The organism is Deefgea salmonis (genome assembly GCF_020531905.1).
In the GTDB taxonomy this organism is placed as follows: Bacteria; Pseudomonadota; Gammaproteobacteria; order Burkholderiales; family Chitinibacteraceae; genus Deefgea; species Deefgea salmonis.
In genome coordinates this window covers 470,792-496,458 of sequence record NZ_JAJAWG010000001.1, presented here as the reverse complement: position 1 = coordinate 496,458, position 25,667 = coordinate 470,792, and the positions used below count along the sequence as shown (strand labels likewise).

Below are 25,667 nucleotides of genomic sequence, written 5' to 3'. Positions count from 1 at the left end.
TCAGCATGCACGGCCCGCAAAGAATTGCTTGTTTAAGTAGCGAAACCGTCGAAGTGCTGTATGCCTTGGGGCAACAGCAGCGCATTGTGGGTATCTCGGCCTTTTCGCGCCACCCTGCTGGCGTGACTAAAAATCATCCGATTATTTGCGGGTTTTCGAGTGCCAAAGTCGAAAAAATATTGGCAGTTGAACCCGATTTGATTTTGGCGTATTCAAGCTTACAAGGCGAGATGGTTAAAGAGTGTGTTTTGGCGGGCTATGAAGTGCTGTTTTTTAATCAGCGCAGCATCGCCGGTATCTTTAATATGATTCGCACCTTGGGTTTATTGCTCGACTGTACTGAGCGCGCCAATGCCTTAATTGCCGAGTTAAGCGCGCAGATTGCTGCCGCCAAATTCGCTGCGACGCACTTTGTATGGCGACCCAAAGTGTATTTCGAGGAATGGCATACGCCGCTGTATACCGGTATTTGCTGGGTGTCGGAGCTGATCGCGATTGCCGGTGGCGACGATATTTTTGCCGAGATTGCGCCTAAAGTGCGTGCCAAAGATCGCACAGTGACGCCAGAGCAAGTGATTGCGGGCGCACCAGATTTAATTCTTGGTAGTTGGTGTGGGCAAGCTTTTGCGCCGGAAACCGTAACCGCGAGGGCGGGCTGGGACGTCATTGCTGCAGTAAAAAATCAGCAGGTGTTTGAAATCAAAAGTGAAGATTTACTCGTTCCCGGCATTACGGCCATCACCCGTGGTTTGCCACAGATTCAAGCGCATATTCGCCAGCTGTGCGAGCAGTAAAATCGACTATTTATTTTAATTTCGGAGTTGTCAGCATGAGTCAAGACCAAGCTAAAAACGAGCGCCACGCCGCGCGCATGGCGCGCAAAAAAGCCATTATCGACGCGCATATCGCCGAAGCCAATATCGACACCGGCATCATGATTTTGCTCACCGGCAACGGCAAAGGTAAATCATCGTCCGCTTTTGGTATGGTCGCGCGCGCCATTGGTCATGGGCTTAAAGTGGGCGTAGTGCAATTTATTAAAAACCGCACCGACACTGGCGAAGAAGCCTTTTTGGGTCAGCACTGCGAATGGCATGTGATGGGGGATGGATTTACGTGGGAAACGCAAAACTTTGACGCCGACAAAGCCCGCTCAGAAACCGCTTGGGCGATGGCGGCCAAAATGCTGAACGATCCAAGCTACGACGTGGTGGTGCTTGACGAGCTGACGTATTGCTTATCTTACAAATACCTCGATAAAGACATCATATTGCGCGATTTAGAATCACGCCCCGAGATGCAACACGTCGTCGTCACCGGCCGCGCCGCGATTACTCAATTGCATGAAATTGCCGATACCGTCACCGTGTTGGCGGATGAAAAACATGCTTACAAATCGGGTATCAAAGCGCAAAAGGGCTTGGAGTGGTAATTGCCCCTGCGATGGGTGTTTAAGGCTAGGCTGCTCATGTTTTCTTGATGTCAAAAAAAACAAGGTAGGGTGTCAATGAGCAACGCGAATTGCACCGTTGCACCGTATGAGGCTGCGCCCAAAGCGTAATTGCTTCGCGGCGCAATTCGCTGCGCTCATTGGCACCCTACGATGATTTCGGTTTACGCGTACCAATATTGGAATCTGTCATGAGTGAGTTAGCTCCGCTACTAGAAAAAACGCTACACGAAAAAATCCCGTTAACGCGTGAAATTGGTATACAGGTTGTTCATGCTACGACTCAGCGAGTGCAACTTAGTGCGCCACTCTCGCCGAACATCAATCATAAATGCACCGCATTTGGCGGTAGCTTGTATGCCGTTGCGGTGTTGGCTGGCTGGAGTATGGTGTTTGCACAATTGCATGCTGCAGGCATTCACGCGCATATCGTGATTCAAGACGCCAAGATTGATTATTTATTGCCCGTAGTTGAAACAATTCACGCCGAATGCAATGTAATTAGCGATACCGATTTTGCGCATTGCTTGAAATTATTTGCCCGTAAAGGGCGAGGGCGGATTGCGCTGCCCGTGCAAATCATCACCGCGCAGGGCATTGCAGTGCGGTTTGTTGGCAACTATGTGATTCACACCTAGGTATTCACTTTTTATGAGTTCATCTGCTGTTTTATTGATCGCCGCCCCATCCTCAGGCTCAGGCAAAACCACCATCACCGCTGGCTTGGCTTGGCTGTATCGGCGGCAAGGTTTGCGCGTTAAGGTTTTCAAATGCGGGCCTGATTTTTTGGATCCCTTGCTGCTGGGTTTTGCCAGCGCTGCGCCGGTGGATAATCTGGATTTATGGCTGGTCGGTGAGGATTTGTGCCGGCAAATGCTGGCGCAAGCGGCGCGCGATTTTGATGTGATTTTGATCGAATCGGTGATGGGTTTGTTTGACGGTGAACCAAGTACCGCCGATTTGGCGGTGAAGTTTGGTTTGCCGGTGTTGGCGGTGATCGACGCGGGCGCAATGGCGCAGACCTTTGGTGCGCTGGCGTTTGGCTTGGCGCATTACCGCGCAGATTTGCCGTTTTTTGGTGTATTGGCTAATAAAGTGGCGGGCGAGCGCCATGCGCAGATGTTGCAAGAGTCGGCAAGGGCGGCGCATTGGCAAGGTTGGCTTGGGCGCGTTGCGCCGCTACCTGAGCGGCATTTGGGTTTGGCGCTGCCAGCAGAAATTCCCGATTTAGCCGAGAGACTCGATGCACTGGCCGATGTGCTAGCGGCGCAGCCCATTGGTAACGCGAAAAACTTGCCAACCATTGAATTTGCCGCGCCGATTGCCAGCGAAATCGCGCCGTTGCTGGTGGGTCAACGGATTGCGATTGCTCGCGATGCGGCATTTTGTTTTATTTATCCGGCCAATTTGGCGTGTTTGACGGCTTTGGGCGCGGAGCTCAAGTTTTTCTCCCCGCTGGCGCACGAGGCTTTGCCCGCTTGTGATGCGGTGTGGTTGCCCGGCGGTTACCCCGAGTTGCACGCGGCACAACTGGCCGCGCATCCGACGATACGCGCTGCGCTGGCGCAGCATGTGGCCGAGGACAAACCCATCTGGGCTGAATGCGGCGGGATGATTGCAATATGCAAATCGCTGACTTTGCTCGATGGTGCCGAGCAGGCGATGTGGGGCGTGTTGCCTGCACAGGTGAGCATGCAAACCCGCTTAGCCGCGCTTGGGCCGCAAAGTTTTGACTTAGGGTCGGGGGCGCTGCGTGGGCATACGTTTCATTATTCAACATTGCAGACGCAGCTTGCGCCTATAGGGTATGGTTCGCCATGCCGCTTAGGCTCTAGTGCTGAGGCGATATACCGGCAAGGTAGTTTGCAGACTTCGTATTTGCATGCGTGGTTTATGAGTAGTCCAATCGCGACGGCGGCATTGTTTGGCGCGGTTTGATGATTGGTTTGATCGATGGTTTGGGTGATGGTCAGCGTGGGTCAACTGGCGCTGATCGTTGGCGCTTTGACGTCAGCATGACGTCGCGCCGCGGTATTACAAATTGGCATCATGATTGGAAGATTGGAATTAAATATGAGTTTTAAATTTAAACTGGCCGTGATGGTGGTGACTGCTTCGTTAGCGACTGCTGTAGTGAGCGCGGCAGTCAGTGTGCAAGATGATTTGGGCGTGACGGTCACGCTAGCCAAACCCGCCGCGCGCATTATTAGTTTAGCGCCGCATGCGACTGAGGATTTGTTTGCCATTGGCGCGGGCGACTTGATTGTCGGCGCGGTTAATTACAGTGATTATCCGGCCAAGGCCAAAGAAATTGAGCGCATTGGCGGGTATAACGGTTTTGATTTAGAGCGCATTCGGGCGCTAAAGCCCGATTTAATTATTGCTTGGGGTAGCGGCAATCCACAGCGCCAGCTTGATCAAATTAAGCAGTTGGGGATTCCGGTGTTTACGACTTTTTCTAAAAAAATGACCGATGTGCCAACGGTGCTGGAGCGCTTGGGGGTATTAACCCAGCAAACAGCGGGCGCGGCCAAGGCGGCCAAACACTATCGCGAGCAATTGGCGCGGTTAGAAAAAACCTATTCTGGCCGAACGCCAGTGCGGGTGTTTTATCAGATTTGGGATCGGCCTTTAATGACGATCAATAACACGCAAATTATTTCGGATGTGATGCGCTTGTGTGGTGCGGTGAATGTGTTTGGCCATTTGCCAGAGCTCACGCCCAAAGTGGATGTCGAGGCGGTGTTGGTGGCCAATCCAGATGCGATTATGACCAGCGGCGAGCCGGGGGTGAAGGGCGACGTTTTGGCCAGTTGGCAGCGTTGGAAAAACCTCAGCGCGAGCAAGAATAATCAGTTTTATGTGCTGCCTAAAGACATCATCAGCCGCATGGGGCCGCGCTTAGTTGATGGCGCGCAAGCGATGTGCGAAGCGGTAGAGCAAGTTCGACAAGTTAAATAATGCGCGGTCATACCGACGTTGCTGGGGAATAAAAAGATGAATTTGGCGCGGTTAACGCCACAAAAAATGCTGCTGACGCTGAGCGTGTTATTGCTTGTGCTGTTACTGAGCGTGGCCATCAGTGTGTCGGTGGGCAGTACATCGCTGCGGCCATGGCAGTTTTGGTATGACAACGCCGAATCAGCGTTGGCGCGCGACGTGGTGCTTGAGCTGCGATTGCCGCGCACGGTGTCGGCTTTGGTGGTTGGCGGCTTGTTGGCTTTGGCGGGGACTTTGCAGCAAGTGCTGCTGCGTAACCCTTTGGCAGACCCTTATATACTGGGTACCTCGGGCGGGGCCAGTGTCGGCGCGCTGTTGGCGTTATTACTCGGGGTGGGTACTTTGGGCGTCAATGCTGCCGCCGGTACGGGCGCTTTATTGAGTATTTTGATTGTTTTTTTGCTGGCTGGGCGCGATCGCTCGAGTACGCAAACCCGATTATTGTTGACCGGGGTGGCGTTGGCGGCATTTTGTGGCGCTTTGTCGTCTTTATTGCTGAGCATGGCGCCCGATGGTTTATTGCGCGGCATGGTGTTTTGGTTAATGGGTGATTTGGCGGGCGCGCATTGGCAATCGGGGGCGGCGGTGTTGTGTGTTTTATTGTTGCTGGTTTGGCCCTTGGCGCGTGAGCTCAATATTATGGGCATGGCGGCCGAATCGGCGCATGCCTTGGGTTTAAATCATCAACGGTTGCGCTGGGTGCTGTATTTTGCTGCCGCTTTAGCCAGCGCTTTGGCGGTCACTACCGCTGGGATGATCGGCTTTGTCGGCTTGATTGTGCCGCATGCGCTGCGATTGATGATTGGCCAAGATTTGCGACTGTTATTGCCAGCGGCGACGTTGGCCGGCGGCATTGTTTTGCTGTGGGCCGATATCATTGCCCGCACTTTGATTGCGCCGCAGCAGTTGCCGGTGGGTGTGGTCATGGCGCTGTTGGGTGTGCCGGCGTTTTTGTATTTATTAAATCGGCGGGCGGTGCGATGAGCGTTCAACCGATCTCCATGCAGTTGCAGCAAGTGAGCATTGCCCAAGCGGATCGCTGCTTGATTAACGATTTGTCATTGCACATTCAGCCGGGTGAAGTGTGGCTGGTGTTGGGCGAAAATGGCTGCGGTAAAAGTACTTTATTATCCGCAATGGCCGGCTGGCACGCGCTGGCCGCTGGTGAGATTGCGCTGCAAGGGCGGCCTTGGATGGATTGGCCGCATGGTGAGCGCGCTAAAATGCTGGCGTGGCAAACGCAGCAAGATGAATGCCCATTCCCCCTCACGGTACTGGAAAAAGTCCTCACCGGCCGCCACCCGCATTTATCGCGTTTTGCTTGGGAAGGCGCCGCCGACGTGGCTTTGGCGCAAGCGCAGTTGGCGCGGTTGGATTTGTCCTTGCTGGTTGCGCGTGATTTGGCGACTTTATCCGGTGGTGAGCGCCGCCGCGTAGCATTGGCCACCGCCTTAACGCAAGACGCGCCGTTGTTATTGCTCGATGAGCCTTTATCGCAACTTGATTTACGGCATCAACAACAAGCGCTGCAGGTGCTCAGCGAAGAGCAAGCCAAGGGGCGCGCCATTGTGATGGTGACGCATGACCCAAATCACGCGCATTTTTTTGCCGCTGAGCATTGCCGTGTATTGTTGTTGTTTGGTGATGGTCGCTGGTTGGCGGGGCCGCGCGCTGAGGTGTTAACCGCGGATCATCTGACTGCGCTATACCATCATCCGATTGTTGAAATCACGACGCCCGATCGGGCGTGGTTTATTCCGCGTTAAGATTTTTTGAATTTCTCTTTTAAATAAACCGTGTTGCATACTCCGTTTGGCTAAGCTGGATGGCTCGCTAGCCAAGCGTGCGGGGGGCCGTGCGGTTTTGCTTTTTGTGGATGAATTTTATGCCGACTTTAATGATTCAAGGTTGTACCTCCGACGCCGGTAAATCAACGCTCACCGCCGCGCTGTGCCGCTTGTTGCTGCGCCGAGGCATCTCGGTGGCCCCGTTTAAACCGCAAAATATGGCGCTTAATTCGGCAGTGACGCCCGATGGCGGTGAAATCGGCCGTGCGCAGGCAGTGCAGGCGTTTGCTTGTGGTTTGGCACCGCATACCGATATGAATCCGGTGCTACTCAAACCCTCGAGTGACTGCCGCGCGCAGGTGATTATTCAAGGCAAATCGATTGGTAACCTCGATGCGGTGGATTATCACGCGTATAAAACCACCGCGCGCGCCGCGGTGTTTGAGTCTTGGCAGCGGTTAGCGGCGCAATACGACTGGGTGTTGGTTGAAGGCGCAGGCAGTCCGGCGGAAGTGAATTTACGCGCTGGCGACATTGCCAATATGGGCTTTGCCGAAGAGGCCGATTGCCCGGTGTGGCTGGTGGCCGATATTGATCGCGGCGGGGTGTTTGCGCATTTTGTGGGGACTTTGGCGTGTCTGTCAGAATCAGAGCAGGCGCGCATTCAGGGTTTTATTATTAATCGCTTTCGCGGCGATATTGCGCTGTTGCAGCCTGGTTGTGATTGGCTAGAAGCCCAAACCGGTAAGCCAGTATTGGCGGTGGTGCCGTATTTGCATGGTTTGGATATTGCGGCAGAAGACGCTGTGCCGCGCACCGCCAGCGGCGTTGATGGCGATTTTAAAATCGTCATTGCCACCTTGCCACACATATCTAATCACACCGATTTTGATCCACTGCGCCGAATTGCTGGGATTAACTGCCAATTTGCCAATCCCAATCAGCCCTTGCCGGCGTGCGATTTATTGATTTTGCCTGGGAGTAAAAATACGCAGGGCGATTTGGCGTGGTTGCGCCAGCAAGGCTGGGATCAACAGATTGCCACCCATTTACGCTACGGCGGTAAATTGATCGGGGTGTGTGGTGGTTATCAAATGTTGGGTGAGCTCATTATTGATGAGGTGGGTATTGAATCGCGGCAAGCATCAAGCAAGGGCTTGGGCTATATACCCATGAATACGTATTTGGAGGCGGAGAAGCAATTACGCTTGGTGACGGGGCAGTTGATCGCCAAGGGGCTGACGGGGGCAGTGGCCGGATATGAGATCCATGTCGGGCAAAGTACTTTGCACGGTGACGGCTGGGAGGGTTTGTTGCAATTGGATGATGGTCGCACCGAAGGGTTGATTTCAAGCGATGGGCAAATCATCGGCACGTATTTGCATGGATTGTTCGATCAATTATCAGCGTTGACGGCGTTATTGGCTTGGGCCGGTTGGTGCGGATCGGTCGATCTGTTGCCCGATGCCGATGCACAACTGAATGCTGAGATCGATAGGCTGGCTGATGCGCTGGATTTTGCGATGGATTGGCAAAAAGCGCAACAAGTGGGTCTGTTGCCTTTGTAAGATGATGATTGCACTGGCTTGGTCTGCTGTTGCGCTCGATGTTTGTGTGGATGGGATGGTGTCGCTGCGCAGTTTGGCGTGCGGTGTTTTGAGCCTGTCTTTTGAGGGAAAGAAAATATTTTGATATTTTTTCAAAAAAGAACTTGCGCAAGTGGCGATCGTTAGATATTATGCACGCCTGTTGCCGATGTAGCTCAGTTGGTAGAGCACCTGACTTGTAATCAGGGGGTCGCGAGTTCGATTCCTGCCGTCGGCACCAAAGAAATCTAAGGGTTGTAGCTTTTATGAGCTACAACCCTTTTTTCGTTACTGCGGCGAAGTATTTCGTCTGTTTTTTTGTTAAGTCGTGTGATTTTTATACTTATATCAGCAAGATCGGGTCTGGGTCTGATAAAATCTGCCACTAAGAGTGTTTCTATCGTTTTAAGGAAGTTTGATGACTACCGCTGATTCGCAGCCTGCTTCACCGATTAGTGCTCCGGCATTGTTGAGAGAATTACAAAAAAATAGCCCTGTATTTCGGGACTGCTTGCCGCTGGCCATTGGCGTCGACAAACAACTATTTGCCGCTCGGCCAGAGTTGAGTCATCGTGTGTTGCGCCAAGCATTGGCGATGCATACACGCTCGCTGCGCTACCTTAAGGCGATGCAGGTGGCCAAAGTGCGTTTTAATTTGGATGGCAGCCAGGCTGATGAGGTAACGGAAGATCAGCGCGTATTTGCGGCAAATAGCTTGCACGAATACTTCAAAAAAGCGGCAACTCAACGCAAAGAAAAAGAAGCAGCTGAAGCCGCTAAAGTGGCTGAAGCGCAAAAATTAGAAAAACTCAATCAATTGGCCGCAAAGTTTGCGCGTGATTGATTTGAGTTGAATGAAAGTATGTAAAAAAGCCCACTGCATTGCAGTGGGCTTTTTTTTAACTCGATTTTAATGGGTGCGTTTAAGCGAGTAGATGCTTGACTGCGTCGCGCTCTTCTGAGAGCTCTTTGGCGCTGGCGTCCATGCGGGTGCGGCTAAATTCACTGATTTCAAGACCAGTGATAATTTCGTATTTGCCGTCTTTGCAGGTAACAGGGTAGCCGTAGATTAAATCGCTGTAGCCGTATTCACCATTGGCAGGTACGCCCATTGTGACCCAGTCGCCTTCTGGTGTGCCTAAAACCCAGTTCCGGATGTGATCAATGGCTGCGTTGGCGGCTGATGCGGCAGAAGATAGGCCGCGTGCTTTGATGATGGCTGCGCCACGCTGTTGTACGGTAGGAATGAATTCGCTTTCTAGCCATTTTTGATCGTTGATCAAAGTGGCTGCATTTGCGCCTTTCACTTCTGCGTGGAAAATATCCGGGTACTGGGTGGCAGAGTGATTGCCCCAGATGATCATTTTTTTCACGTCGCCAATCGTAGTGCCGGTTTTTTGTGCGACTTGGGTCATGGCGCGGTTGTGGTCTAAACGCATCATGGCGGTGAAGTTGGCTGGATTAAGGTCCGGTGCGTTTTTCATGGCGATATAGGCATTGGTGTTGGCTGGATTGCCGACTACCAGAACTTTAACGTCACGGCTTGCAACTTCGTTCAGTGCACGGCCTTGAGCTGTAAAGATTGCGCCGTTAGCTTCGAGTAAGTCTTTGCGTTCCATGCCGGGGCCGCGTGGGCGGGCGCCAACGAGTAAGGCAATATCAGCATCTTTAAATGCCACTTTTGGATCGTCGCTTTGTACGATTCCTTGTAGTAAAGGAAATGCACAATCATCCAATTCCATGACAACGCCATTGAGTGCCGGTAGCGAAGGTGTAATGTCGAGTAATTGCAAAATTACAGGCTGGTCTGCGCCAAGCATGGCACCAGAGGCGATGCGGAACAAAAGGCTGTAACCAATTTGACCTGCAGCGCCAGTAACAGCAACGCGAATAGGTTGTTTCATCGAGCATACTCCAAGTAAGTGGCGGTTGATCGCCATCAAGTAAATAAGCATTTGGTCGCTTTGATTGTGGCTACAAAGCGAGATCTTTGATACGTAGCAAGTAATCTTAACACGATGATGATTGGGTGCGTAGTCAGTTTAAAAAAAACAAAAATCGAGTGTTATATCTTTTGTCTTATATAAGACTGTAGTAGACTCAGCATCGACAACATGATAAAAGATAAAGTTGGAATGAAAAAACTAGCGGCGCAACCTCTTTACAAGCAAGTGATACGCGAAGTTATGACTGCGGTTGAGGCAGGTGAATGGCAGGAAGATGAAAGCTTGCCGAGTGAGATCGAGCTAGGTGTGCGATTTGGTGTAAGTCAAGGCACGGTACGTAAGGCGCTCGATTCCTTGGTGGCCGAGGGTGTGTTATATCGGCGTCAGGGTGTTGGTACTTTTGTGGCAGGAATGAATGATTTTCTAGCAAGAGGGCATTTTTTACCCTTGGCTGGGGCGGACGGTGTAGCGCCCAAAATTGAACTACTTGGTTGTGTGCGGATTCATGCTGGCGAGCAGTTGGCAGATATTTTAGGTTTGCGAAGGGGAGCTGCACTATGGCAAGTTCGTCGCTTACTTAGGGTTTCGGGTGTTGTTATTGGGTTAGAAGAAATGTTGTTGCCAGAAGCCGGATTCCCCAACCTCGATATTCGGCGGATTCGTGAGTTAAAAGGTAATTTGCGTGAATTGTGTTGGCGCGATTTTGGGGTTCGTTTGCGTGATGGCGAGGTACGGTACCGCGCCGTAGCGGCAGGACAAAATGAGGCGCGCTTACTGATGGTGGATTTGAATGAGCCGCTACTGCAGCTGGTTCGTTTGGCGAGAGATTTTGAAGGCAAACCGCAAGTTTGGAGTGTTGCTTGGCTTAAAACCGAGACACTTGCTTTTGAACCTGCGCCGTTTGCATAGATTTTTATACTGATAACAGCTCCTTTAAGGACTAAATCAGGCAACCTGAGCTCTTAGAGCTTTATTTGTAACTTAGAGAGGAAAGAGCGTATGCAAAAAACACGCCCAAAACACCTCGCGCTTTGGCAGATTCGTTTGCCATTGCCGGGGATTGTGTCCATCTTGCACCGCATTAGCGGTTTGTTGATGTTCGCAGCCATCCCATTGATGTTATATGCGCTAGAAGGCTCTTTGGCGTCCAATGAGCGTTTTGCGGCATTTAAAGACTGCATCAGCAATCCATTGGTGAAGTTGTTTTTATTGGCTGTTTTGTGGGCCTATTTGCATCACGCTTGTGCTGGTTTGCGCTTCTTGTGTTTGGATATTCATAAAGGCTTGGATTTAAAAACAGCACGCCTTACTTCGTATGTGGTGCTGGCCGTGAGCTTGTCATTGACGGTCATTATTGGAGCGATCACATGGTAAATCGTCATGTTGTTGGCGCGCATTATGGTTTGCGTGATTGGCTGGTACAGCGCGTAACGGCCGTGATTATGTTGGCATACACCGTGGGTGTGATTGCCTTTATTTTGTTTGCTAATGGCGCGTCGTTTGAAGCTTGGCAAGCGTTGTTCGCCTGTACCTGGGTAAAAATTGTCACGACGATTACGATCATTGCATTGCTATGGCATGCCTGGGTTGGCGTTCGCGACATCTGGATGGATTACATTCAGCATATTGGCGTAAAGCTCACAATGCATGTGCTGACGCTGCTGTGGTTGCTGGCGAGCTTGATTTATATGGTTAAAGTTGTGTGGGGTGTTTTATGAGCCAAGAGTCTACCAAGCGTCCAATTCCTGTTCGCAAGTTTGACGCGCTGATCGTTGGTGCGGGTGGTGCGGGTTTACGTGCCGCACTGCAATTGTCTGAAGCAGGGGTTAAAACCGCTGTTCTATCTAAAGTATTCCCAACACGCTCGCACACCGTGGCAGCGCAAGGCGGTGTTTCGGCTTCACTGGGCAATTCTGAGCCAGATCATTGGACTTGGCATATGTACGACACCGTAAAAGGGTCGGACTGGCTAGGGGATCAAGACGCAATTGAATTTATGTGCCGTGAAGCACCAAAAGTGGTGATTGAGCTTGAGCACTTTGGTATGCCGTTCGATCGCAATGCTGATGGCACAATTTACCAGCGGCCATTTGGCGGCCATATGAGCAACTTTGGCGAAAAACCAGTTCGCCGCGCCTGTGCGGCGGCTGACCGTACCGGTCACGCGATGTTACACGCGCTTTATCAGCGTAATGTTCGCGCCAATACGCAGTTTTTTGTTGAGTGGATGGCACTTGACATGATTCGTGACGAGAACGGCGTGGTGCAAGGCGTAGTCGCGATGGAGATGGAAACCTCTGAAATCGTGATTTTCCAAGCCAAAGCTACTTTGTTTGCCACTGGCGGCGCAGGCCGGATTTATTCTTCTTCCACCAATGCCTTTATTAATACCGGTGATGGTTTGGGGATGGCAGCGCGTGCGGGTGTGCCGTTAGAAGACATGGAATTCTGGCAATTTCACCCCACTGGCGTTGCTGGTGCGGGGGTGTTGATTACTGAAGGTGTGCGCGGTGAGGGTGGTATTTTACGCAACTCTAACGGCGAACGCTTTATGGAACGCTACGCACCAAATGCCAAAGATTTAGCTTCGCGTGACGTAGTTTCGCGGGCAATGGTGACTGAAATTAACGAAGGCCGTGGTTGTGGCCCAAATAAAGATCACGTTTTGCTGGATATTACGCATTTAGACCCAGAAGTGATTATGTCTAAATTGCCGGGCATTCGCGAAATATCGATCAAATTTGCCGGTGTTGACCCGATTAAAGCACCAATCCCAGTCGTACCAACGTGCCACTACCAAATGGGCGGTATTCCGACCAATTACAAGGGCGAAGTGGTGATGGGCGACGAAACGGTCAAAGGTTTCTACGCCGCCGGTGAATGCGCTTGTGCTTCAGTGCACGGCGCTAATCGCTTGGGTACCAATTCATTGCTCGATTTGCTGGTGTTTGGTAAGTCGTCTGGCAATTCAATGATCGACTACATCAAATCGCATCACGAATCCTTCCCTGAAGTCGCGATGAAAGACGTTGAGCGCACTGTGGCGCGCGTTGCCCGTTTGGACAATCAAACCACAGGCACCAACGTCAATGAAGCGCGCTTGGCGATGCAACGCACAATGCAAGCGCATGCCGGTGTGTTCCGCTTTAAAGACATGTTGGCTGAAGGTGTGGCGAAGATTCTCGAAGTCGAAAAAATGATTAAAACCACGGTCATTGCCGACAAATCGAAAACCTTTAATACCGCGCGTCTTGAAGCGTTGGAATTAGAAAACCTGATCGAAGTGGCGAAAGCGACGATGATTTCGGCCAATGCGCGCACTGAATCACGCGGCGCGCACGTGCGTGACGATGCCATTGATAGTCCAGAGCAACCGAATGGTCGTGACGATAAAAACTGGCTAAAACACAGTCTGTGGTTTAGCTCAGACAATCGCCTTGAATATAAACCCGTCAATTTAACGCCGCTGACGGTGGATTCTGTCGCGTTGAAGACGCGTTCGTATTAATTAATTTACGCCTTTTGGGCGTCTACATTCCCCCTCTCTTTTTGGGAGAGGGCAAGGGGTGAGGGTAAAAAATGACTACACAATCCGTAAAATTTCGCGTTTATCGTTACGATCCAGATAAAGACGCCAAGCCGTACATGCAAGACATCAGCGTTGATGTTGACACCACCACTGAGCGTAAATTGCTCGATGCCTTAGTCAAACTCAAAGTGGTCGATGAGTCGTTGTCGTTCCGCCGTTCATGCCGCGAGGGTGTGTGTGGCTCGGACGCAATGAACATCAACGGCAAAAATGGTCTGGCCTGTATTACCGATATCGATACGCTCAAACAGCCAATCGAAGTCCGTCCATTGCCCGGTCTGCCCGTGATTCGTGATTTGATCGTCGATATGACGCAGTTTTTTAAGCAATATCATTCGATCAAACCGTATGTGATTAACGACAGCCCAGCGCCCGATCGTGAACGCTTGCAAAGCCAAGAAGATCGTAAAGAACTCGATGGCTTGTACGAGTGTATTTTGTGCGCTTGCTGTTCAACAGCATGCCCATCGTTCTGGTGGAATCCGGACAAATTCGTCGGTCCGGCGGGCTTACTTGCTGCGTATCGATTTATTGCCGATACCCGTGACGAAGCCACCAGCGCACGTTTGGATAATCTAGAAGATCCTTATCGTTTGTTCCGTTGCCACAGCATTATGAATTGCGTTGATGTTTGCCCGAAAGAGCTCAATCCAACGAAAGCCATCGGCAAGATTAAAGATTTAATGGTGAAGCGTATTTCTTGATGATAAGTGGGTATATCCTTCTAGACTTTTTGTGATAAAGCCTGCATGGTTATACCCATAGGGGGTCTGGATGGATGAAGTCGAGTTCAAACGAATTGTGTGGCGCTCTCGCCGCGGATTGCTGGAATTGGATTTGCAATTGGAGCGCTTCGTTTCCGATGTTTTACCTACGTTATCTGAGTCTGAATTGGCTGTGTATGAGCAAGTTTTAATGCTGCCCGATTGGGATTTTTTAGAGTACGTCAATGGCAAGTCGGTGTGTCCTGACGCACCGATGGCCGTGATGATAGCGCGCATCAGCGCCGCACAACAGTAACGTACAGCTTAGGCTGTTTAACAGGAGTCTATAGATGGATAAGAAAGTCACGCTAACGTATAACGACGGACAAAGCACACTCGATTTCCCAGTGTTGCCGAGCACGCTGGGTCCTGATGTTGTAGATATCCGTAAATTTTCGCAAACGGGGATGTTTACCTTCGACCCAGGTTTTTTAGCGACATCCAGTTGCGAATCCAAAATCACTTTCATCGATGGTGATTTAGGGCAGTTGTACTATCGTGGCTATCCTATCGAGCAGTTGGCAGAAGATTCCGATTACCTCGAAGTCTGCTACTTGTTGATCAACGGTGAGTTACCAACCGCGGCTGAAAAAACTGTTTTTGAAAAAACCGTCATGAGTCACACCATGATTCACGACCAATTGACGCGCTTTTTTAACGGTTTCCGCCGTGACGCGCATCCAATGGCGATGATGGTCGGTGTGGTCGGCGCATTGTCCGCATTTTATCAAGACAGTTTGGATATCAATAACGAAGAGCATCGTAAAGTGGCGATGTTCCGTTTGATTTCAAAAATCCCAACCGTTGCCGCCATGTGTTATCGCTACAACCAAGGCTTGCCATTCGTTTATCCACGCAACGATTTGAGCTACACCGCCAACTTCATGCACATGATGTTCTCAACGCCGTGCGAGCCGTATGTGCCAAACCCAGTATTGGTGCGCGCGCTGGATGTGATTTTCACCTTGCACGCCGATCACGAACAAAATGCATCAACGTCGACCGTGCGTTTGGCCGGCTCGTCTGGTGCGAATCCATTTGCCTGTATCGCTGCAGGTATCGCTTGCTTGTGGGGCCCGTCGCACGGCGGCGCCAACGAAGCGGTCTTGGTAATGCTGGACGAAATCGGCTCAGTAGAAAACGTACCGGCCTTTATGGATGGTGTGAAAGCCAAGACGCATAAATTGATGGGCTTTGGTCACCGTGTTTACAAAAACACCGACCCACGCGCTAATGTGATGCGCCGTATTTGCCACGAAGTCTTGGCTGAAATGGGCTTGCAAGACGATCCGAAATTCAAATTGGCAATGGAATTGGAAAAAATCGCGCTGGAAGATCCGTATTTCATCGAGCGTAAACTCTATCCAAACGTTGATTTTTACTCAGGCATTGTTCAATCGGCCTTGGGTATTCCAGTGCCGATGTTTACGGTGATTTTTGCCTTGGCACGCACTGTAGGTTGGATTAGCCACTGGAATGAAATGATTTCTGATCCAGGGATGAAAATCGGTCGTCCACGTCAGCAATACACTGGCGCGGAAAAACGTGATTTTGTACCTATTGATCAACGCGGCTAAGACCCCGTTCCTGCGCCCTTATGTACCCCATGAGGGCGTAGCAGCATTGACCGGCCTAAGCGCACAAATGCAAGTCTTAGGCGGATAAAACTGGATACACGGCAATGATGAAAGAACTTGAAACAAATTCTCAGCTTTTTGGCGGCAACGCGCCCTTCGTAGAAGATCTTTACGAGCAGTATTTATTTGACCCGACTTCGGTAGACGCACAATGGCGGGCGTATTTTGACAAGCTGCAACTCAGTAGCGGCAATACCACGCGTGATATTGCGCGTGCACCGATTGAAGAATCGTTTCGGCAATTAGCCAAGCAGCCAATCCGTGCCGCTGGCGTGGCTGATGAAGGCGCAATTGAACGTCAAGTGAATTTACTGCGTTTGATTTCAGCGTACCGCATTATGGGCAGCCGTGGCGCGAGCTTAGATCCACTGGAAAGAATGGATAAAGTGGCGATGCCACAATTGGACCCTAAAACTTACAACCTATCTGATAGTGATATGGCGGTGAAGTTGGGGACCAATATTGCTGGCTTAGAGCGCGCAACGCCCACTGAAGTCTTAGGTTTTTTAAAGCAAACGTATTGCGGCAATATTGGCTTGGAATACATGCACATTACCGATGCGGAAGAGCGCAATTGGGTGCAAGAGTTCTTTGAGTCAAGCCGTTCGCAGCCGAGCTTTAATGTTGAACAAAAAAAACGCATTCTTAAGCAAGTCACTGCCGCAGAAACGCTTGAGCAGTATTTGCATAAAAAATATGTGGGTCAAAAACGCTTCTCGCTTGAGGGCGGCGATTCAATGATTCCAGCGGTGGACTATTTAGCCCAAGCGGCCGGTGCGAGTGGCGTGCAAGAAATCGTCATTGGCATGGCCCATCGTGGTCGTTTGAATATGCTGGTCAATATCTTGGGCAAGCAACCGCGCGATTTATTTGGTGAGTTTGAAGGCCGCTACGATACGTCGTTGGCGTCGGGCGATGTGAAATACCATATGGGCTTTAGCTCGGACATCCCTACTGCGGGTGGTCCATTGCATTTGACCTTGGCGTTTAACCCATCGCATCTAGAGATTGTTAACCCTGTGGTCGAGGGTTCGGTTCGCGCGCGTCAGCATCGTCGTCGTGATGCGATTGGTGATCAAGTTTTGCCGTTATTGATTCATGGTGACTCGGCTTTTATCGGTCTTGGCACCAATCAAGGTACGTTCAATCTATCGCAAACCCGCGGTTACGGTACCGGCGGCACGGTGCATTTGGTGATCAATAATCAAGTGGGTTTTACCACTTCGGATGTCCGTGATAATCGTTCGACGATTTACAGTACCGATATTGCCAAGATGGTTGAAGCACCGATTTTCCATGTGAACGGTGATGATCCAGAGGCGGTTTGCTTGGTGACCGATGCGGCGTTGAAATACCGTCAAAAATTCCATAAAGACGTGGTGATTGATCTGGTTTGCTACCGCAAACACGGCCACAACGAAGCGGACGATCCGTTTGTAACGCAACCGATGATGTACCGCCAAGTGGCTAAGCACCCGGGCGCACGACGTAAATACGCTGATCGTTTGATCGCTGAAGGAGTGGTGACTGCGGCTGAAGCCGATGGCATGATCCAAGCGTATCGCGATGCACTCGATCGCGGTGAACATGTTGAAAAAACCACGCTGACAGATTACAAGCGTTCACACGCCATTGACTGGTCAAAATACCTCGGTACGCACTGGCGTCAGCCGGTGGTAACGGCGGTACCCCAAGCCGATTTGATTCGCTTGACCGAAAAATTCACTGCGGTGCCAGAAGGCTTTAAGCTGCGCGCCAACGTAGAAAAAATCATTAACGAACGTAAAGCCATGGTCGCGGGGGACTCGCCAGTTGACTTTGGTATGGCCGAGCATTTGGCTTACGCCACTTTGTTGACCGAAGGTCATGGCGTGCGTTTATCCGGTGAAGACTCAGGCCGTGGTACGTTCAATCATCGGCATGCTGTTTTGCACGATCAAAATCGTGAAAAATGGGATCACGGCGTGCATGTGCCGCTGCAAAATCTATCGGAAAACCAAGCGCCGTTCAGTGTGATTGATTCGATCTTGAACGAAGAAGCCGTTTTGGCGTTTGAATATGGCTATGCCTGCTCAGAACCAAATGAATTAGTCATTTGGGAAGCGCAGTTCGGTGATTTTGCCAACGGCGCGCAGGTGGTTATCGACCAATTTATTACTTCGGGCGAAACCAAGTGGGGCCGTTTGTGTGGCCTGACGATGATTTTGCCGCATGGTTACGATGGTCAAGGTCCAGAGCATTCTTCTGCGCGCGTTGAGCGTTATTTGCAGCTGTGTGCCGAGCACAATATCCAAGTGGTGATGTTGTCTGAAGCGGCGCAAATGTATCACGTGCTGCGTCGTCAAATGTTGCGTCCTTATCGTAAGCCGTTGATTGTCATCATGAGCAAAAAACTCTTGAAGGCCAAAAATGCCGCCAGCCCAATTGAGCATTTTACCAGCGGTGAATTTCGCGCTGTGATCGGTGAGGCGCAAGAGCTCGATGGTAAAAAAGTCAAACGCGTGGTGTGCTGCTCGGGTCAAGTGTATTTCGATCTGCTAGCCGGTCGCAGTGAGCGCGAGATTAAAGATATTGCCATTGTGCGGATTGAGCAACTGTATCCATTCCCGGCCGATGAGCTCAAAGCAGAACTCAGCAAGTATCCGAACGCCAAAGAAATCATGTGGGCGCAAGAAGAGCCGCGCAATCAAGGGGCATGGCATCAATTGCGTCATCGCCTTGAAGACGTGTTAGAGCCAAAACAAGTATTGCAATACGCGGGTCGTCCATCGTCGGCATCGCCTGCAGTGGGTTATATGAGTAAGCACAATGCACAGCTCAAAACCCTTGTTGATGATGCAATGAAACTGTAAATCCAACGCCACGCCGAGCGTGGCGCGGCTGAACTGGCCAAAACTCTGGAGATGAAAAATGATTGTAGATGTCTTAGTGCCACAATTGCCTGAATCAGTATCAGAAGCGACTTTAGTGTCTTGGAAGAAAAAAGTCGGCGAAGCGGTTGCTCGCGATGAAAATCTGATCGACCTTGAAACCGATAAAGTCGTGCTAGAAATTCCAGCACAACAAGCTGGCGTATTGGTTGAGTTGCTTGAAGTGGATGGCGCAACAGTGGGTAGCTTGCAACTCATTGCACGGATCGATACCACGGCCGTAGCCCAAGCCACTCCCGCTGCTGCCGCGCCAGTAGCCGCAGTCGCTGATGCGAATGTTGTCGGTATGCCGGCGGCTAAAAAACTTGCCGCCGACGCGGGCGTGAATCTGGCGGATGTGGCCGGTACCGGTCGTGACGGCCGCATTTTGAAAGAAGACGTGCAAAACCATTTGAGCAAGCCGACTGCGCCAGTCGCGGCCGCGCCGGTGGTAGCAACTGCGACCGATGGCCGTGCTGAACAACGGGTGCCAATGAGTCGTTTACGTGCTCGCGTTGCTGAGCGTTTACTGCAATCGCAACAAACTAACGCCATCCTGACGACGTTCAACGAAGTGAACATGAAGCCGGTGATGGATTTACGCAACAAATACAAAGATAAATTCGAGAAAGAACACGGCGTGAAGCTCGGCTTTATGGGCTTTTTTGTGAAGGCCGTTGTTGCTGCGCTGAAAAAATACCCGATTGTGAATGCCTCGGTCGACGGCAGTGACATCGTGTATCACGGTTACTTTGACATTGGTGTTGCCGTCGGTAGCCCACGTGGTTTGGTGGTGCCGATTATTCGCAATGCCGATCAATTGTCTTTGGCGGACATCGAAAAAACCATCGCTGACTTTGGTAAGCGCGCGCAAGAAGGCAAGCTCGGTGTTGAAGAGCTCACTGGCGGCACGTACACCATTTCCAATGGCGGTACTTTTGGCTCGATGATGTCAACGCCGATCATTAACCCACCACAATCAGCGATCTTGGGCATGCACGCCACCAAAGAGCGCGCCATGGTCGTTAATGGTCAAATCGTTGCTTTGCCAATGATGTATCTGGCGCAATCTTACGATCACCGCATTATTGATGGTCGTGAAGCCGTATTGGCCTTGGTGGCGATTAAAGACGCGATTGAAGATCCTGCGCGTTTATTGCTTGATTTGTAATTTCTAAGGGTATGCCGCTACTTGCGGCATATCTTAATGTTTGCATTAATATACCCATGCGGGTTATGGATGGAATTCAAAATGTCGAAATCTTTTGACGTTGTGGTAATCGGTGCGGGTCCTGGCGGATATATTGCGGCGATTCGTGCGGCGCAGCTGGGCTTTAAGACCGCTTGCGTCGATGAATTTAAAAACAAAGAAGGCAAAGCGTCATTGGGCGGCACCTGCTTAAACGTCGGTTGTATCCCGTCGAAAGCATTGCTTGAATCTTCAGAAAATGTTGAACGCATCGAGCATAAATTTGCTGCGCACGGCATTACTGTGGAAGGTATGAAGTTTGACGTTGGCACCATGCTGGCACGTAAAAATGGCATTGTGAGCAAGCTCACGCAAGGCATCGGTTATTTATTCAAAAAAAATAAAGTTGATAGCTTGCATGGCCACGGCAAGATTTTGGGCCGCGTTGGCGACAAATGGCAGCTTGAAGTGAGTGATGCCGGTCAAACCGAAGTGGTTGAAGCGACGCACATCATCATTGCGACCGGCTCTACGCCACGTCAATTGCCGCAAGCGCCGGTTGATAACGTTTTAGTGCTGGATAACGACGGGGCGCTGTCGATTCCGGCCGTGCCAAAACGTTTGGGCGTGATTGGTGCGGGTGTTATCGGTCTAGAAATGGGCTCGGTGTGGAAGCGTTTGGGTTCTGACGTAACGATTTTAGAAGGCGCGCCGGGCTTTTTGTTGGCTGCTGACGAAGCGATTGCTAAAGAAGCGCATAAGATTTTCACCAAAGATTTGGGCCTGAAAATCAATACCAGCGTCAAAATCGGCGACATCCATAAAGGCACCGACTCAGTGACGGTGAATTATGTGGACGCTGACGGTGCGGCGCACAGTGAAGAATTCGATAAATTAATCGTTTCTATTGGTCGTCTGCCCAATACCTGGAATCTCGCTAGCGATGCCGTTGGCTTGTCGCTCGATGAGCGTGGTTATGTGATTGTTGATGGCGATTGCCGTACCAGTTTGCCCAATGTTTGGGCGGTGGGGGATGTGGTTCGCGGCCCAATGCTGGCGCATAAAGCGTCAGAAGAAGGCGTCGCCGTGGCTGAGCGGATTGCTGGCCAACATCCACACATTGATTTTAACAATGTGCCTTGGGTGATTTACACCAGTCCAGAAATGGCTTGGGTCGGTAAAACCGAACAAACCCTCAAAGCCGAAGGCATTGAATACAAGAAAGGCCAGTTCCCATTTGGCCCGAATGGTCGTGCACTCGGCTTGGGTGAAACCGCTGGCTTTGTCAAAATGCTCGCTTGCGCCAAAACCGATCGTATTTTGGGCGTGCATATCATTGGCCCATTCGCATCTGAGTTGATTACTGAAGCGGTGGTGGCGATGGAATTTAATGCATCAAGTGAAGATATCGCTCGTATTGTTCACGCCCATCCGTCATTGTCAGAAGCTTTGCATGAAGCGGCATTGGGTGTAGATAAACGCGGTTTGCATTCGTAATTGATGCGAAAAATTTGTTGACGGGTGATGACACCCGTCGGTGGTACCTCTGGAGGGTTGTGTTGACCCTCACAATAACACGCTCCTCAAAAAGGATTAATCGAGATGAATCTGCACGAATACCAAGCCAAGGCATTGTTGGCTAAGTACGGTTTGCCAGTACAACGCGGCATTTTGGCGACAACAGGCGAAGAAGCAGCTGCAGCGTACGATGCGCTCGGCGGCAAATTTGCGGTGGTTAAAGCCCAAGTTCACGCCGGTGGCCGTGGTAAAGCCGGTGGCGTTGTGGTGGTAAAAAGCCGCGAAGAAGCGGCTGCTGAAGCCACGCGTTTGATCGGTACGAACTTAGTGACCTATCAAACTGATGCCGAAGGCCAGCCAGTGCATAGCGTTCTGGTGTGTGAAGACATGTACCCGGTGACGCGTGAACTTTACCTTGGCGCTGTGGTTGATCGCAGCTCACAACGTATTGTGTTCATGGTTTCAACCGAAGGTGGTGTTGAAATCGAGAAAGTGGCAGAAGAAACGCCAGAAAAAATCATCAAAGTGACGGTTGATCCGCTGGTTGGCATGCAGCCATTCCAGGCACGTGAATGTGCCTTTGCGCTTGGCCTTGAAGGTAAGCAAGTTACGCATTTCACTAAAATGATGTTGGGCGCGGCTGAAGCGTTTATCGCTAATGATTTCGCTTTGTTCGAAATCAACCCATTGGCATTGCGTGAAAACGGCGAATTGTGCTGCGTTGACGCGAAAATCGGTTTGGATTCAAACGCTTTGTACCGTCACCCAGAATTGCTCGCTCAACGCGACAAGTCACAAGAGAACGAGCGCGAAGTGAAAGCGTCTGAATTCGAACTGAACTATGTGGCACTCGAAGGCAATATCGGTTGTATGGTTAACGGCGCAGGTTTGGCGATGGCCACCATGGACATCATCAAACTCAAAGGTGGCCAGCCAGCTAACTTCTTGGACGTGGGCGGCGGCGCAACCAAAGAGCGCGTGATTGAAGCCTTCAAATTGATCTTGGCTGACACATCAGTACGCGGCGTTTTGATTAATATTTTCGGTGGTATCGTGCGTTGCGACATGATTGCTGAAGCGATTATCGCGGCAGTGAAAGAAGTGAACGTCACTGTGCCGGTGGTGGTTCGTCTGGAAGGCAATAACGCTGAATTGGGCGCGAAAATCTTGGATGAATCTGGCTTGAAACTGGTTTCAGCCCAAGGCTTGAACGACGCCGCTGAGAAGATCGTTGCTGCTGTTGCAGCCTTGTAATCACCGCACGAATAAGAGGATATAGACCATGAGCGTTTTGGTTAATAAAGATACAAAAGTGCTGGTGCAAGGTTTCACCGGTAAAAACGGTACTTTCCACGCAGAACAAGCGTTGAAAGTAGGTACTAAAGTCGTTGGTGGTGTAACACCAGGTAAAGGTGGTTCTGAGCACCTTGGCTTGCCAGTGTTTAACACCATGCGCGACGCTGTAGCGCAAACTCAAGCTGATACTTCAGTGATCTACGTACCTGCAGCTTTCGCTAAAGATTCGATTCTGGAAGCGGTAAACGCCGGCGTGAAGTTGATTGTTTGTATTACTGAAGGCGTGCCAACAATTGACATGCTGTACGTGAAAAAAGCGGTTGATGAAGCGGGTATCCGTTTAATCGGTCCTAACTGCCCAGGTATTATCACGCCGGGTGAGTGCAAGATCGGTATTATGCCGTGGCACATCCACAATCCAGGTCGTATCGGTATCGTTTCTCGTTCTGGAACTTTGACTTACGAAGCAGTTGCACAAACGACTGCACTCGGTTTGGGTCAATCAACTTGTATCGGTATCGGTGGCGATCCTATCCCTGGTTTGAGCCATATCGACGCATTGAAATTGTTCCAAGATGATCCTGATACTGACGCCATCATCATGATCGGTGAGATCGGTGGTTCTGCCGAAGAAGAAGCGGCTGAATTTGCGAAGTCCTACGTGACTAAGCCAGTGGTCGGTTACATCGCGGGTGTAACTGCGCCGAAAGGCAAACGTATGGGCCATGCTGGCGCGATCATTTCTGGCGGCAAAGGCACTGCAGAAGAAAAATTCAAAGCGTTTGAACAAGCTGGCATTGCCTACACCCGTAGCCCAGCTGAAATCGGTAAAACGATGTTTGAATTACTGAAATCAAAAGGCATGATTTAAGTTTTTTGATTTGTTGTTTTGAATTTAAAAGCCACCTTGTTCGAGGTGGCTTTTTTATATTGATCTCGCACCGGTGTGAAATAACGTAATGCTTGTGTTTCTAAAGCAAGTGGATAGTTTACGGTCAATGACTTGATGCTGACTGTTTATATTACCTGTGCAAGCAAAGCTCGGCCTGCTATTCTTGTAGTTCTAATTTGCTTATTTAATTTAAAGGGGCGTTTTATGTCTGAAGCCAGTGAATCTATGCTAATTGATGAAACTAAAGATGTATTGCAAGAAACTGCCGATTTGATGAATGAAGCGGCCAACGCTAGTCCTGAAGAATCAAAAAAGATCTATGCAAAAATCGCAGCTAATTTATGTGATGCAAAACATCGCTTGGCTGAAATTGAAGCGGTTGCAGTCAATAAAGCCAAAGTGGCCGCGCAACAAACTGATCAATATGTACATGCACATCCGTGGCAAGCCGTTGGTGTTGGTGCCGCAGTGGGCTTGTTGATTGGCTTTTTGGCAGCTCGGCGCTAAATGAATCGGCGCGCAACTTGGCGTGATACGGTGGGCGGCTTAGTGGCTGCCCGTTTTTCATTGTTTGGTCTTGAATTGCGCGATGAGTTTGATCGACTGGCGCAAATGATTGGTTTTGCCATCGCAGCGGCTTTTTTATTGATTATGGCGCTGACTTTTGTCGGTCTGGGTTTGCTATTTGGCTTTTGGGAATATCGCGTTATTATTTGTGCTGCTTTTGGCGGCTTGTTTTTATTGTGTGGCTTGTTTGCATTGAAACAATTACGTCAATTAATGCACGATTTAATTACGCCATTTCCATTAACCAGCGAAGAATTTGCGCAAGATAAAAAGCTCATTGATGCCGCTTTTCATGCGGTAACTCCGGCCAAGGAGGGTGCATGATGGCCAATCAGCAACGTGAGCTTAAAAAACAGCAGTTAGTCTTTCGTTCGCAATTGTGTCGATTGCAGCTGGAAACTCGGCTGCTTGAATCTCGTCGCCCAATGGCGCTGGCCAATTCGCTGTTGGGTCGTACGGATTCATTGAGTCTACTTGGCAGGTTGGCACAAATTTTAGCGAAGTCGCATCCATCGATGGCACGGTTATCCAATGGCATTAAGCTGGTGGGCGTGTTGCTGGCGGTGGTGAAACTGTTGCGTAACAAATAAACCAGACTCCACGGGCTTGCGTATAATCATGCGACCCATGGAGTGATATATGTTCAAGTATCTAGAAGATTTTGTCGGCAATACGCCACTCGTCAAACTCAAGCGTATCCCTGGCGATACGACTAACACGATTTTAGTCAAGCTCGAAGGCAATAATCCGGCGGGTTCAGTGAAAGATCGACCGGCATTGTCGATGATTCGCCGAGCACAAATGCGCGGCGACATTCAGGTTGGTGATACCTTGATTGAAGCCACCAGTGGCAATACTGGTATTGCACTGGCCATGGCCGCCGCAGTGATGGGTTATCGCATGGTGTTATTGCTACCCAAAAATTCCAGCATTGAACGAATTCAAACCATGAAAGCTTACGGTGCTGAAGTGATTTTGACCGAAGGCATGGAGGCGGCTCGAGATCAGGCTTTGCACATGTCGCAAGCAGGGCAGGGTTTGATTTTAGATCAGTTTGCCAATGCCGATAATCCACTGGCGCATTTTGAAAGCACCGGCCCAGAAATATGGCGCGATACCGCTGGCACGATTACGCATTTTGTCTCTAGCATGGGGACGACCGGCACGATTATGGGGACGCAACGCTTTTTAAAAGCACAAAATTCGGCGGTGCAAGTTATTGGGGTGCAACCTTGTGATGGCGCGCAAATTCCGGGCATCCGCAAGTGGACGCCAGAATATGTGCCGACGATTTGTCATTTTGATTTGATTGATCGCTTGATGGAAGTGAATCAAGCCGATGCCGAAGAAATGACTCGCCGCCTTGCGCGTGAAGAAGGTATTTTTGCCGGTATCTCATCGGGCGGCGCTTTGTGCGCAGCACTGGCTTTGTCGCAAGAGCTAGAAAACGCCGTGATTGTGAGTATTGTTTGCGATCGTGGTGATCGATACCTGTCTACTGGGGTGTTCCCTGCGTAAGTGAAGCCAAGGCTGTGTT

26 protein-coding genes and 1 tRNA gene are annotated in these 25,667 nt (G+C 50.4%); 26 read left to right on the top strand and 1 reads right to left on the bottom strand.

The features are described 5' to 3' along the window. Positions 1-5 precede the first annotated feature (5 nt). From LG219_RS02210 to LG219_RS02165, 10 genes are all read left to right on the top strand, one after another. Positions 6-794, top strand: a complete 789-nt coding sequence (locus tag LG219_RS02210) for an ABC transporter substrate-binding protein (RefSeq protein ID WP_226762911.1) — start codon at positions 6-8, stop codon at positions 792-794. A 35-nt stretch (positions 795-829) separates the two neighbouring features. Further along, positions 830-1,432, top strand: a complete 603-nt coding sequence (gene cobO / locus LG219_RS02205) for a cob(I)yrinic acid a,c-diamide adenosyltransferase (protein ID WP_226762910.1) — start codon at positions 830-832, stop codon at positions 1,430-1,432. 209 nt (positions 1,433-1,641) lie between these two features. Continuing rightward, a complete protein-coding gene (locus LG219_RS02200) occupies positions 1,642-2,088 on the top strand; it encodes a YiiD C-terminal domain-containing protein (protein WP_226762909.1) in 447 nt (148 codons plus the stop codon). Between the two features lie 13 nt (positions 2,089-2,101). After that, entirely contained in the window at positions 2,102-3,388 is a 1,287-nt protein-coding gene (locus LG219_RS02195; protein ID WP_226762908.1) for a cobyrinic acid a,c-diamide synthase CobB, read from the top strand. Between the two features lie 135 nt (positions 3,389-3,523). Beyond that, positions 3,524-4,411 (top strand): cobalamin-binding protein, encoded by an 888-nt coding sequence (locus LG219_RS02190; protein WP_226762907.1) that lies wholly within the window; start codon positions 3,524-3,526, stop codon positions 4,409-4,411. 36 nt (positions 4,412-4,447) lie between these two features. Further along, positions 4,448-5,434, top strand: a complete 987-nt coding sequence (locus tag LG219_RS02185; RefSeq protein WP_226762906.1) for a FecCD family ABC transporter permease — start codon at positions 4,448-4,450, stop codon at positions 5,432-5,434. Continuing rightward, on the top strand, positions 5,431-6,216 hold the full coding sequence (locus LG219_RS02180) for an ABC transporter ATP-binding protein (RefSeq protein WP_226762905.1): 786 nt from the start codon (positions 5,431-5,433) through the stop codon (positions 6,214-6,216). The genes LG219_RS02185 and LG219_RS02180 overlap by 4 nt, the downstream gene beginning before the upstream one ends. A gap of 119 nt (positions 6,217-6,335) precedes the next feature. Continuing rightward, positions 6,336-7,805, top strand: coding sequence for a cobyric acid synthase (locus LG219_RS02175; protein WP_226762904.1), 1,470 nt, complete (start codon positions 6,336-6,338; stop codon positions 7,803-7,805). Positions 7,806-7,988: 183 nt separating this feature from the next. Beyond that, positions 7,989-8,064, top strand: a tRNA-Thr gene (locus LG219_RS02170). A gap of 177 nt (positions 8,065-8,241) precedes the next feature. Continuing rightward, positions 8,242-8,667, top strand: a complete 426-nt coding sequence (locus tag LG219_RS02165; protein ID WP_226762903.1) for a ProQ/FINO family protein — start codon at positions 8,242-8,244, stop codon at positions 8,665-8,667. Positions 8,668-8,746: 79 nt separating this feature from the next. On the opposite strand, the gene LG219_RS02160 is transcribed toward LG219_RS02165, so the two are convergent. After that, complete coding sequence (locus tag LG219_RS02160) at positions 8,747-9,727, bottom strand: malate dehydrogenase (protein WP_226762902.1); 981 nt, start codon at positions 9,725-9,727, stop codon at positions 8,747-8,749. A 231-nt stretch (positions 9,728-9,958) separates the two neighbouring features. Between LG219_RS02160 and LG219_RS02155 the strand changes: the two genes are divergently transcribed. The 16 genes from LG219_RS02155 (at position 9,959) to cysM (ending at position 25,648) form a co-directional block, all read left to right on the top strand. Beyond that, the gene (locus tag LG219_RS02155) at positions 9,959-10,678 is read left to right on the top strand and encodes a GntR family transcriptional regulator (protein ID WP_226762901.1); all 720 of its coding nucleotides are present in this window, start codon (positions 9,959-9,961) and stop codon (positions 10,676-10,678) included. A 90-nt stretch (positions 10,679-10,768) separates the two neighbouring features. Continuing rightward, positions 10,769-11,143, top strand: coding sequence for a succinate dehydrogenase, cytochrome b556 subunit (gene sdhC, locus LG219_RS02150; RefSeq protein ID WP_226762900.1), 375 nt, complete (start codon positions 10,769-10,771; stop codon positions 11,141-11,143). Beyond that, the gene (gene sdhD, locus LG219_RS02145) at positions 11,137-11,487 is read left to right on the top strand and encodes a succinate dehydrogenase, hydrophobic membrane anchor protein (RefSeq protein ID WP_226762899.1); all 351 of its coding nucleotides are present in this window, start codon (positions 11,137-11,139) and stop codon (positions 11,485-11,487) included. Before sdhC ends, sdhD begins: the two co-directional genes overlap by 7 nt. Beyond that, positions 11,484-13,277 carry a succinate dehydrogenase flavoprotein subunit gene (gene sdhA / locus LG219_RS02140; protein ID WP_226762898.1) on the top strand — a complete coding sequence of 598 codons (1,794 nt, stop codon included), beginning with the start codon at positions 11,484-11,486 and terminating at the stop codon, positions 13,275-13,277. Before sdhD ends, sdhA begins: the two co-directional genes overlap by 4 nt. A 71-nt stretch (positions 13,278-13,348) precedes the next feature. Then, on the top strand, positions 13,349-14,062 hold the full coding sequence (locus tag LG219_RS02135; protein WP_226762897.1) for a succinate dehydrogenase iron-sulfur subunit: 714 nt from the start codon (positions 13,349-13,351) through the stop codon (positions 14,060-14,062). A gap of 70 nt (positions 14,063-14,132) precedes the next feature. Continuing rightward, a complete protein-coding gene (locus LG219_RS02130; protein WP_226762896.1) occupies positions 14,133-14,378 on the top strand; it encodes an FAD assembly factor SdhE in 246 nt (81 codons plus the stop codon). 34 nt (positions 14,379-14,412) lie between these two features. Beyond that, positions 14,413-15,699 (top strand): citrate synthase, encoded by a 1,287-nt coding sequence (gene gltA, locus LG219_RS02125; protein ID WP_226762895.1) that lies wholly within the window; start codon positions 14,413-14,415, stop codon positions 15,697-15,699. A gap of 104 nt (positions 15,700-15,803) precedes the next feature. Then, positions 15,804-18,611 (top strand): 2-oxoglutarate dehydrogenase E1 component, encoded by a 2,808-nt coding sequence (locus LG219_RS02120; RefSeq protein ID WP_226762894.1) that lies wholly within the window; start codon positions 15,804-15,806, stop codon positions 18,609-18,611. Between the two features lie 58 nt (positions 18,612-18,669). Beyond that, positions 18,670-19,839 carry a 2-oxoglutarate dehydrogenase complex dihydrolipoyllysine-residue succinyltransferase gene (gene odhB / locus LG219_RS02115; protein ID WP_226762893.1) on the top strand — a complete coding sequence of 390 codons (1,170 nt, stop codon included), beginning with the start codon at positions 18,670-18,672 and terminating at the stop codon, positions 19,837-19,839. An 81-nt stretch (positions 19,840-19,920) separates the two neighbouring features. Next, complete coding sequence (gene lpdA, locus LG219_RS02110; protein WP_226762892.1) at positions 19,921-21,354, top strand: dihydrolipoyl dehydrogenase; 1,434 nt, start codon at positions 19,921-19,923, stop codon at positions 21,352-21,354. 105 nt (positions 21,355-21,459) lie between these two features. Continuing rightward, on the top strand, positions 21,460-22,629 hold the full coding sequence (sucC, locus tag LG219_RS02105) for an ADP-forming succinate--CoA ligase subunit beta (RefSeq protein ID WP_226762891.1): 1,170 nt from the start codon (positions 21,460-21,462) through the stop codon (positions 22,627-22,629). A gap of 28 nt (positions 22,630-22,657) precedes the next feature. Continuing rightward, positions 22,658-23,542, top strand: a complete 885-nt coding sequence (gene sucD / locus LG219_RS02100; RefSeq protein ID WP_226762890.1) for a succinate--CoA ligase subunit alpha — start codon at positions 22,658-22,660, stop codon at positions 23,540-23,542. Positions 23,543-23,767: 225 nt separating this feature from the next. Then, positions 23,768-24,070 carry an ElaB/YgaM/YqjD family protein gene (locus LG219_RS02095; protein ID WP_226762889.1) on the top strand — a complete coding sequence of 101 codons (303 nt, stop codon included), beginning with the start codon at positions 23,768-23,770 and terminating at the stop codon, positions 24,068-24,070. Continuing rightward, positions 24,071-24,454, top strand: coding sequence for a phage holin family protein (locus LG219_RS02090; protein ID WP_226762888.1), 384 nt, complete (start codon positions 24,071-24,073; stop codon positions 24,452-24,454). Continuing rightward, a complete protein-coding gene (locus LG219_RS02085) occupies positions 24,451-24,720 on the top strand; it encodes a hypothetical protein (protein ID WP_226762887.1) in 270 nt (89 codons plus the stop codon). Before LG219_RS02090 ends, LG219_RS02085 begins: the two co-directional genes overlap by 4 nt. A 49-nt stretch (positions 24,721-24,769) precedes the next feature. After that, positions 24,770-25,648 (top strand): cysteine synthase CysM, encoded by an 879-nt coding sequence (cysM, locus tag LG219_RS02080; RefSeq protein WP_226762886.1) that lies wholly within the window; start codon positions 24,770-24,772, stop codon positions 25,646-25,648. Positions 25,649-25,667 lie beyond the last annotated feature (19 nt).

What these genes read in the sequence shown, in the direction of transcription:
- LG219_RS02210 (WP_226762911.1), top strand. Translation starts at nt 6, where the DNA reads ATGCACGGCCCGCAAAGAATTGCTTGTTTAAGTAGCGAAACCGTCGAA.
- cobO (WP_226762910.1), top strand. Translation starts at nt 830, where the DNA reads ATGAGTCAAGACCAAGCTAAAAACGAGCGCCACGCCGCGCGCATGGCG.
- LG219_RS02200 (WP_226762909.1), top strand. Translation starts at nt 1,642, where the DNA reads ATGAGTGAGTTAGCTCCGCTACTAGAAAAAACGCTACACGAAAAAATC.
- LG219_RS02195 (WP_226762908.1), top strand. Translation starts at nt 2,102, where the DNA reads ATGAGTTCATCTGCTGTTTTATTGATCGCCGCCCCATCCTCAGGCTCA.
- LG219_RS02190 (WP_226762907.1), top strand. Translation starts at nt 3,524, where the DNA reads ATGAGTTTTAAATTTAAACTGGCCGTGATGGTGGTGACTGCTTCGTTA.
- LG219_RS02185 (WP_226762906.1), top strand. Translation starts at nt 4,448, where the DNA reads ATGAATTTGGCGCGGTTAACGCCACAAAAAATGCTGCTGACGCTGAGC.
- LG219_RS02180 (WP_226762905.1), top strand. Translation starts at nt 5,431, where the DNA reads ATGAGCGTTCAACCGATCTCCATGCAGTTGCAGCAAGTGAGCATTGCC.
- LG219_RS02175 (WP_226762904.1), top strand. Translation starts at nt 6,336, where the DNA reads ATGCCGACTTTAATGATTCAAGGTTGTACCTCCGACGCCGGTAAATCA.
- LG219_RS02165 (WP_226762903.1), top strand. Translation starts at nt 8,242, where the DNA reads ATGACTACCGCTGATTCGCAGCCTGCTTCACCGATTAGTGCTCCGGCA.
- LG219_RS02160 (WP_226762902.1), bottom strand. Translation starts at nt 9,727, where the DNA reads ATGAAACAACCTATTCGCGTTGCTGTTACTGGCGCTGCAGGTCAAATT.
- LG219_RS02155 (WP_226762901.1), top strand. Translation starts at nt 9,959, where the DNA reads ATGAAAAAACTAGCGGCGCAACCTCTTTACAAGCAAGTGATACGCGAA.
- sdhC (WP_226762900.1), top strand. Translation starts at nt 10,769, where the DNA reads ATGCAAAAAACACGCCCAAAACACCTCGCGCTTTGGCAGATTCGTTTG.
- sdhD (WP_226762899.1), top strand. Translation starts at nt 11,137, where the DNA reads ATGGTAAATCGTCATGTTGTTGGCGCGCATTATGGTTTGCGTGATTGG.
- sdhA (WP_226762898.1), top strand. Translation starts at nt 11,484, where the DNA reads ATGAGCCAAGAGTCTACCAAGCGTCCAATTCCTGTTCGCAAGTTTGAC.
- LG219_RS02135 (WP_226762897.1), top strand. Translation starts at nt 13,349, where the DNA reads ATGACTACACAATCCGTAAAATTTCGCGTTTATCGTTACGATCCAGAT.
- LG219_RS02130 (WP_226762896.1), top strand. Translation starts at nt 14,133, where the DNA reads ATGGATGAAGTCGAGTTCAAACGAATTGTGTGGCGCTCTCGCCGCGGA.
- gltA (WP_226762895.1), top strand. Translation starts at nt 14,413, where the DNA reads ATGGATAAGAAAGTCACGCTAACGTATAACGACGGACAAAGCACACTC.
- LG219_RS02120 (WP_226762894.1), top strand. Translation starts at nt 15,804, where the DNA reads ATGATGAAAGAACTTGAAACAAATTCTCAGCTTTTTGGCGGCAACGCG.
- odhB (WP_226762893.1), top strand. Translation starts at nt 18,670, where the DNA reads ATGATTGTAGATGTCTTAGTGCCACAATTGCCTGAATCAGTATCAGAA.
- lpdA (WP_226762892.1), top strand. Translation starts at nt 19,921, where the DNA reads ATGTCGAAATCTTTTGACGTTGTGGTAATCGGTGCGGGTCCTGGCGGA.
- sucC (WP_226762891.1), top strand. Translation starts at nt 21,460, where the DNA reads ATGAATCTGCACGAATACCAAGCCAAGGCATTGTTGGCTAAGTACGGT.
- sucD (WP_226762890.1), top strand. Translation starts at nt 22,658, where the DNA reads ATGAGCGTTTTGGTTAATAAAGATACAAAAGTGCTGGTGCAAGGTTTC.
- LG219_RS02095 (WP_226762889.1), top strand. Translation starts at nt 23,768, where the DNA reads ATGTCTGAAGCCAGTGAATCTATGCTAATTGATGAAACTAAAGATGTA.
- LG219_RS02090 (WP_226762888.1), top strand. Translation starts at nt 24,071, where the DNA reads ATGAATCGGCGCGCAACTTGGCGTGATACGGTGGGCGGCTTAGTGGCT.
- LG219_RS02085 (WP_226762887.1), top strand. Translation starts at nt 24,451, where the DNA reads ATGATGGCCAATCAGCAACGTGAGCTTAAAAAACAGCAGTTAGTCTTT.
- cysM (WP_226762886.1), top strand. Translation starts at nt 24,770, where the DNA reads ATGTTCAAGTATCTAGAAGATTTTGTCGGCAATACGCCACTCGTCAAA.